The sequence below is a fragment of the Ruegeria sp. EL01 genome (assembly GCF_900313035.1).
GTDB lineage: Bacteria > Pseudomonadota > Alphaproteobacteria > Rhodobacterales > Rhodobacteraceae > Ruegeria.
Genome location: NZ_OMPS01000025.1, coordinates 1 through 7175, shown reverse-complemented (window position 1 = coordinate 7175; position 7175 = coordinate 1). Strand labels below are relative to the sequence as shown.

Here is a 7175-nt window from a genome sequence, read left to right as displayed (position 1 = left end):
ATTCTGCCTTGGAGGACTCCAGCCTCAAGGCCCGCAAGCTGGCAGATGATCGCCGCATTCTTTGCGCGTCACCAGATTACCTCCAACGTCACGGTACACCGCAACAGCCAATTGACCTGGAAGATCATGCGCTGATCGGGTTTCAGGACCAATCTGCGCGCAACCTGAGAACTGTGGACGGAAAGACAGGCGTCTTTGACCCGCAATCGGCGAGCTGTCGGCTGGTTCTCAACAACGGGCTGAGCCAAAAAGCAGCGACAGTGGCAGGGGCTGGTATCTCCATGAACTCAATGTGGAGCGTTCACGATGAAGTCCGCAAAGGCTCACTTGTCAGAGTGTTGCCGGAGTTCGATGTCGATGATCAATCTGTGTTGTGGCTGGTTTATCCAAAATCCAACGTGCTGACCGCTAAAGTCCGGGTGTTTATTGATTATCTGATCGAGAAGATCGGCAAATCGCCAGTGTGGGAGTTGGACTGAGTATTTGCAGATATTGATTAGCAACGTCCGCATGCGCACCATCACTGCCCTTGGAGTAAGCGCAGCAAAATGATGCTTTGTCCCGCGTCTTACCAGTTTGCGGTCGATAGCGCGGATGGTAGCGATTTCCGACATCGCGCCTTCGTGCGTCGAGCGGCGAAAGGGCGGGGAGAGCCCAGAGTGCCGGATGCTGCGGTTTGCATGAATGTCCGTTGTCACGAACGCACGCCAAAAACGTGACAAAATCAAAGGCAGTTTTGCCAAGGGTTTGTGGCGCAAGATTTTTCAACGATTTTGGTGCTTCTGCTGTATGTAACATAAACGACCGTTTGTGGCCTTCTGTCTTCATGCGCGGAGCATTGATTTTTGAGTGACAGATCGACTGCGCGATGCAGGCAAACCCCACAAGGTCGTCATTACCGCAGTCGCGAGAAAGCTCGTCACAATCGCCAATGCACTTAGCAAATCACGTCAAAAGTGGACCAGTCTGCCCGCCTGAAAAATGCAGTTGCTAGAACCATTCCTTCATATGACGGCGCTCAGAGCATCATCGTTGGCGGTTTGCCATCATCATGGTAAAACACGATGAAGCCCTTCTTTCCGACTTCTACATTTGAAATTGGAGAAACTGGAGGAAACCGATGCTTAAAATTCGTTTGGGTGTTTACCGACTTGAAGACGATATGGCCACTGGCGACGTAGAGCTGGGTTGGGAGTTGCACCGGCGCAGGGCTTCAGCGCTTCACGACATTTTGGACAATGATCCCGTTATCACGGTCGAAAACTGGGGCGATACAGACGACACTGATCGCACGCATGAATATGTTGCGTTGGAGGTTGCACTATACGCAACCGCCGCCGTTACAGGAAAGGCCGCGCTCGATCACCTCGTTCTTCCCGCTCTCAAAATGTTGGCCGAAAACCTAATGGAAAAAATGGTTGAATACTCGGCTGATCAGCTAATCGGTTTCGTCCAGAAGATAGTCGGCCCGCTTTGGCAAAAGACAAACAGTGAGGAATTGAAAGAGACGCGCATCGAGCTTGAAGACCGGGTAACCGTTTTGATTAGTGGAAAGGATACACAAGTGACGGTCGTCATTGATGGCAGAACCATTGACATAGCAGATCGACCGGAAGAGTGATGGAAAACTGCCAAAACTCATACGTTTCTGTCACCGGCATAAACGACCGTTTTTGACGCATAGGTATTGGCAGGGGGTTTTTGACCAGAGAAACTCAATCCCAGTAGGGAACAATGGCCCAAGAGAGTATCATCCAAAGGAGAGCCGCTATTAGCGTATTCAGCAGCACCCAAGTTGGCAGGAAGCCGAGGAAGTAAGTAACCGCTGGTCGCTTTATGGGGGCGTGTAAACATTTGACAAATTTCCAACCCGCGAAGCACCCCCAAAGTCTTGCCGCCAAGAAGACGATCAACAAAGACCAGACCGCGGCGGGGTTTTGATCATACAGAAAGTATAGAGCCAGAAAGAAGACACAAAGCGGCTCAAGCGCGCTCAAGTACATGTAGCCTTCGAAATGCGTTCGAAAGGATGCAGACGTTTTGGATACGAGTGCGACCAAGTAAGATAGCGACGAGCTGACCAAGAACGCCAAAAATATTACCACGCAGTACGCGAAATATAGCTTGGTTATCAGTGTAAGATCGCCACTGATGCGAGAGGGCAGTTTTTCGGCCAACGTATCGGGATAATATGCGAGAAAGAACGCGACCGACGCCACGAATGTCAGAAAATAGGCAAGCAGAATGTTGCCCGCAAAAAACTCCGGTGAACTAAGCGCAGCGGGGTTTGCCCGGAGAGCAGCAAAGAAGTGTGTCGGCCTGAAAACAACTTGTCCCCATGTTTCGCTCCACGCGCCGACCTTTTCAGCTAACTTTCCAATCAACGGCTGTCCCCTCGCCAACGCAGGTGTGATCACCGACTAGTGGTAACATCGGAGGCGCTTGGCCAAAACCCGAACGTTTCTGTCACCGGCGAAAACCACCGTTTGTGGCACCCACCGAAAACGGTTTGTTGATGCCGAATTCACGAGAACGGCCATTGGCGTGGCCGCAGCGAAAGCACACTGAGTCCCGCTCCTCGATGGTCGATCCACGTTGCGGCGAAAGGGTGGACTGAATTTGGCCCCTCGGCCTGACTTTCAACGGCCTCTGTGGGTGGCTCCTGCATTGCAAGCGTTTTCTGTCGATGTTTGCGGGTCATTTTCGTCAGTACCGTCGTCTGTCCGGCCTGTTTGTGTTTTGGCATTGCCTCCACTGGCCCTGATGAATTCCGCGAGCGAGGTTCCAATCGGGTTATCGGCCTCTGAAGAGGGCCGCAGCCATTCCCGGAGTGTCCTTGCTCTTGGTTGACTTAATTCCGCATCATCACTTCAACGTCTTGCATCTCGTAGACAGTCAGCGCGGTTAGAACGCTGGCTGCCGATATTCCTGTTTCTTTGTGAGCATCGCCCAGATGGACCGCGCTGCCTTGTTTGCCATCGCSACTGTTGCCAGCCGGAATGGTTTGTCGGCAATGATCTTGGCTGTCCACAGATCAACCTTTTCTGGCGAACGTTTCGCCATCACGGCGCGAGACGTCATGCCCACGACCAGCAGCTTGCGAATGTAGCGGTCGCCAGCCTTTGTGATCTTGCCCAATCGCTCTTTGCCGCCACTGGATTTGTTGAGCGGGGTCAGCCCCAGCCAAGCCGCTAGATCGCGCCCGGTGCGGAATTGTTTTGCGTCCCCGATCGTCGCGACAATGGCCGATGCCGTTATTGGCCCAATTCCTGGCATGCGCATCAATCTACGCGCATCAGCATTTATCAGAGCATGTTGTTCGATCATCTTTGAGTAACCTTCGATGCGCTCGTTCAAACCGATAAACTGATAGCACTGGATACCAAGCATTCCGTTCGCGATCTCGGGCATGTCCGGGTGATCACCGTCAAGGTGGCGCTTCGCAAAGGCCGTTACCGCTTCGATCCCGATAGGCAAGATATGCCCGAACTCGCGCAACAGGCTGCGGATCATATTGGCCAGCTGGGTGCGCTGCCGGACTGCCAGATCCCGCGTGCGGTGGATCGATAGAATAGCCTGTTGAGCCTCGGTCTTGATCTCGACAAAGCGCATCGTCGGGCGCCTGACGGCTTCGCAAATTGCCTCCGCGTCTACCGCATCTGTCTTTCCGCGTTTGACATAAGGCTTCACATAGTTTGCTGGCATTAGCCTGACGTCATGACCAAACTTGCGCAGCTGACGGCCCCAATGATGGGATGAACCGCACGCTTCCATGCCGACCGTGCAAGGCGGCAGCATCTCAAAAAACGCTAAAAGCTTCGCACGCTTGATGGCCCTGTTGAAGATCACGCGCCCACTCTCAGAAATACCGTGAACTTGAAAAACGTCCTTTGCCAAATCTAGGCCTACTGTCTTAGCTGTCATTGGGTGGCTCCTTTCCTAGCAGTCGGTAACAACTGCACTTTGGCACATTCGATGCCGGTGGAGCAGGAGCCACCCACCCCATCCGGTTTGGCGACACATGCTGCTTTACAGCAAAAACCACGCCGCACCCGCGAGCGAATGCTGCGTCAGCAAACATCAGGAAGGGCAACGGCGGCAAAGTCCTGCACCTTACCGGTTCATGCTCGGTGCAGCGAACGACGATTGCTGCGCTTGCACACACCCAATCAGAATAGACCATTTGTACGAGCTGACTTGTTGTTCACATCTAAAATGATCTGGGACAGATGATTGCAGTCGCGTCGCAACTAATCTGATTTCATTCGCAATTGATGTGAGTTTGGCACCCCGGATGGACGCAAAAAAGTTCGAGCGAAGAACCACGCTGTTTGCAATCCAAGCGTTGAATAAATGCAGTTTGTTACAGACATTGTATGCTCAGTTGGCCCGGCTGGGTGTGTTCGTCAATAAGGGACCAGCTCATAATCATATCGGCCAAAAAAGTCTGACCACTCGACACCTACGCCGCGAAAATAGCTTGGGCAGTCTTTGCGGAGAGGCAGCCAATCCGGTCTTGGCCCAGGGGCACGATCCGACCAATGGAAATTGGCGTTCTCGTCATAGGTTCCGACAACCATGTCCAGGCGAACAGAACATGGGCCTTCGCGCTCACGGACCCGGTAACTGTAGTGTCGCACATCCCAAACGCGGATGGATCTGATAACGTCAAAGTCCGCTGACGAAAGATCGACGTTTGCCAGTGTTGGCACGGGCAGGGCAGGGGAACCGATTGGTGTCCAGCTCACATTTTGGTCTGCGCTACTTGTTGACCACAAATCTGAGGTAAACGAGGCCTCGACAACAATTGCACTTCTTTCTTTGTCGGGCAGCTCGGGGACAGACGTGCCACTGACGGCCTTGATGGCTTCCAGACGTTGCATCGGTGTGAGCTGAGATGAGCCAGACGCAACGCCCATGGGGCAACGCCAGAGTTGTAGCGGTGGCTCAACGGGCATGGGTGTTATGCGCCGAATGAACTCCGCCCGCGCCGCATTGCAATCAGGGTCGTTCGGCCAGCCGCCAGCGAGGCAAAGGAAAATCGCGCAATCAATCGGGTAGGCTTCGGCTGGGGCTGATAAACCGATTGCCAGGGCGGACGCGCATCCAAATAGCGTCTTGCGAAACATAGTGGGTTCCTTTCAAGCAACAGAGATTGAGTGAATCGTGTCGGCTGAATTCTGCGTAAATTTTTAGAACACATTTATTTCTGTTTTGCGAATTTGAAATTATGCATTATTGAAAAACCCAGATCTGAACTTTCGCAGGTTTCGAAAGGATGTAAGAAGTCGTCTCATAGGGGGACGACCATGCCGCACAGAAAGAACTTTCCATTGATCACACAAGGCGAAGCACGAGACCTTGTTGAATCAGGAAAGGACTACGAGTTTCGGTATGACCTAGTCGAGCTGGGGCAAAATGGACGTCCGCAATACATTTGCATCTATCGTTATGATGGGAAGGATAACGTCCTCATCTCTGAAAGAGCGACGTCTCAAGGGGTCGTTCCCCGCAGACTGTCGTTGTTCCCGGGCCTGTTCAATTTCCATACCCGTTTCAGACAGGGCACTGACATCACCCTGCACAATGATCTCACGATCACGACAGATGGAGTGCGGGGGCACATCAACCTGGATTTTGATAAAGACCCTGATCAGGACGATTCAAAGGACGACGGCAAAGCCAAATAGTCTGAAGGTTTACTTAATACAGGCAGTGGCTGTTGGCCGTCTGAGCCAAGGCGCTTCTCAGCTAGTCTTCGAAAAAGCGCAAAGAACCGCGATCTACTCGACATGGCGCGGGGCAGGGGGCACGCACGTTGATGTTCCCTGCCTCGTTGATCGAGGTTCCGACTTTCTTCTGCAGAAAGGAGGGCAGGGCGCGTGAAAAAGCTCCTTATTTCCTGCACGATGATAGCCGGGGTGCTGATCGCAAACCACCACTTCGGTCGGTCGGCAAAGGTTCTGCGCGCCTCAGAAATTGTTGCTGTTGACGGCGACACCATCGACCATGGCGATGACCGCTACCGCCTGGTCGGCTTCGATACGCCCGAGACCTACCGTCCACAATGTGATGCGGAAAAGGCTCTGGGCCTGAAGGCAAAAGATAGGCTGGAAGACCTCATCGATACGGCGGGCCAAATCAAGTTGGTCATCCAACCAGAACTGGACGTGCATGACCGTTTTCTGGCGGCCGGGCGTGTGGACGGACGGGACGTCGGGACCATCCTGATTTCTGAAGGTCTTGCACGATCCTATGACGGCGGCAAGCGCCAGTCCTGGTGCATCTGATCGGAGAATAAAATGCAGCAAGAGGAAGGAAACTAGTCGAGCAAAGAACGGTCCTGTCGGTTGCGCCAACAACCGGCAGGACCAGAAAAACGCCCCAAAAGCCATCCGGGGCCTTCCTCAAACATCAAGAGAGGACCGTAACGATGAAGAAACCACCAATCCCCGATGCTGCTCCTAAAAAGGACAGCAATTGCACTGGAGTCAATGCCTGTGACTCCGGGAAGCAATAGCGACATCCGAGCGGTGACCGGGTGTCCGAATCCTGCGTGCTCAGTGCGCCGGATTTACGCCCCATAAGGCTTATTATGTAAACATTACTGACCTAATTTGAATGTCCGGAAAGGTAACCGCAGTGGCCGCTGACACTCCAGTAAACTCTGAAAAGGGCTTCGGTTCTCTTCGCAAAGCGCTCTCTTCGATGCAAGTGGTGCTACACCGAAGAGAGACGGTGGACAGGTTCAGATTGAACTGCACCCACCACACCGCCGCCATCTGCGATGCAGACGGAGCGGTATCTCCAACGCTACTCAAGTTAGCCCAGTCAAAACAATGCGAGGACACGGCAGGTAACGGTTTTGTCAACATGCGCGCGAGCGGTCCGGGATTATCGGTATGACCCTGTTCCTGAATGGTTCCCCTTTGTTGGTCGATACCAAACACGGACAGAAGGCCCTGACGGCCGCGCACAGCGCAGGCACGCGTGTTGAATGCGGCTGCCGTATGCCTGCCCCAGAAATGTACATCGCCGCAACGGCTGGCAAATTCATCGTCAAAAGGATGCCCGGAACCGGGCCCGATCATGCGATTGATTGCCCGTCTTTCCTGCCACCTGCAGAATTCTCGGGACTGGCGCAGGTCCAGTCTTCGGCCCTCCCCGCAGATCCC

8 protein-coding genes are annotated in these 7175 nt (G+C 53.4%); 5 read left to right on the top strand and 3 right to left on the bottom strand.

Translation table 11 applies throughout. The features are described from left to right. Together D9K61_RS11190 and D9K61_RS11185 are read left to right on the top strand one after the other, a co-directional pair. On the top strand, positions 1 to 479 hold a 479-nt coding region (locus tag D9K61_RS11190), incomplete at its 5' end, for a substrate binding domain-containing protein (protein WP_216825787.1). Positions 480 to 1120: 641 nt separating this feature from the next. Then, positions 1121 to 1621, top strand: a complete 501-nt coding sequence (locus tag D9K61_RS11185) for a hypothetical protein (protein ID WP_120633339.1) — start codon at positions 1121 to 1123, stop codon at positions 1619 to 1621. 94 nt (positions 1622 to 1715) lie between these two features. On the opposite strand, the gene D9K61_RS11180 is transcribed toward D9K61_RS11185, so the two are convergent. From D9K61_RS11180 to D9K61_RS11170, 3 genes are all read right to left on the bottom strand, one after another. Next, positions 1716 to 2417 (bottom strand): hypothetical protein, encoded by a 702-nt coding sequence (locus tag D9K61_RS11180; RefSeq protein WP_120633338.1) that lies wholly within the window; start codon positions 2415 to 2417, stop codon positions 1716 to 1718. Between the two features lie 487 nt (positions 2418 to 2904). Beyond that, a complete protein-coding gene (locus tag D9K61_RS11175) occupies positions 2905 to 3924 on the bottom strand; it encodes an IS110 family transposase (RefSeq protein WP_120633337.1) in 1020 nt (339 codons plus the stop codon). A gap of 482 nt (positions 3925 to 4406) precedes the next feature. After that, positions 4407 to 5129, bottom strand: coding sequence for a hypothetical protein (locus D9K61_RS11170; protein ID WP_120633336.1), 723 nt, complete (start codon positions 5127 to 5129; stop codon positions 4407 to 4409). Positions 5130 to 5309: 180 nt separating this feature from the next. Here D9K61_RS11170 and D9K61_RS11165 point away from each other — a divergent pair, with 180 nt between their 5' ends. The 3 genes from D9K61_RS11165 to D9K61_RS11155 form a co-directional block, all read left to right on the top strand. Next, positions 5310 to 5690 carry a hypothetical protein gene (locus D9K61_RS11165; protein WP_120633335.1) on the top strand — a complete coding sequence of 127 codons (381 nt, stop codon included), beginning with the start codon at positions 5310 to 5312 and terminating at the stop codon, positions 5688 to 5690. A 192-nt stretch (positions 5691 to 5882) separates the two neighbouring features. Continuing rightward, positions 5883 to 6290, top strand: coding sequence for a thermonuclease family protein (locus tag D9K61_RS11160; RefSeq protein ID WP_162946841.1), 408 nt, complete (start codon positions 5883 to 5885; stop codon positions 6288 to 6290). A gap of 612 nt (positions 6291 to 6902) precedes the next feature. Then, positions 6903 to 7175 (top strand): DUF1173 family protein (locus tag D9K61_RS11155; protein WP_120633333.1); only part of this gene is annotated, 273 nt, incomplete at its 3' end.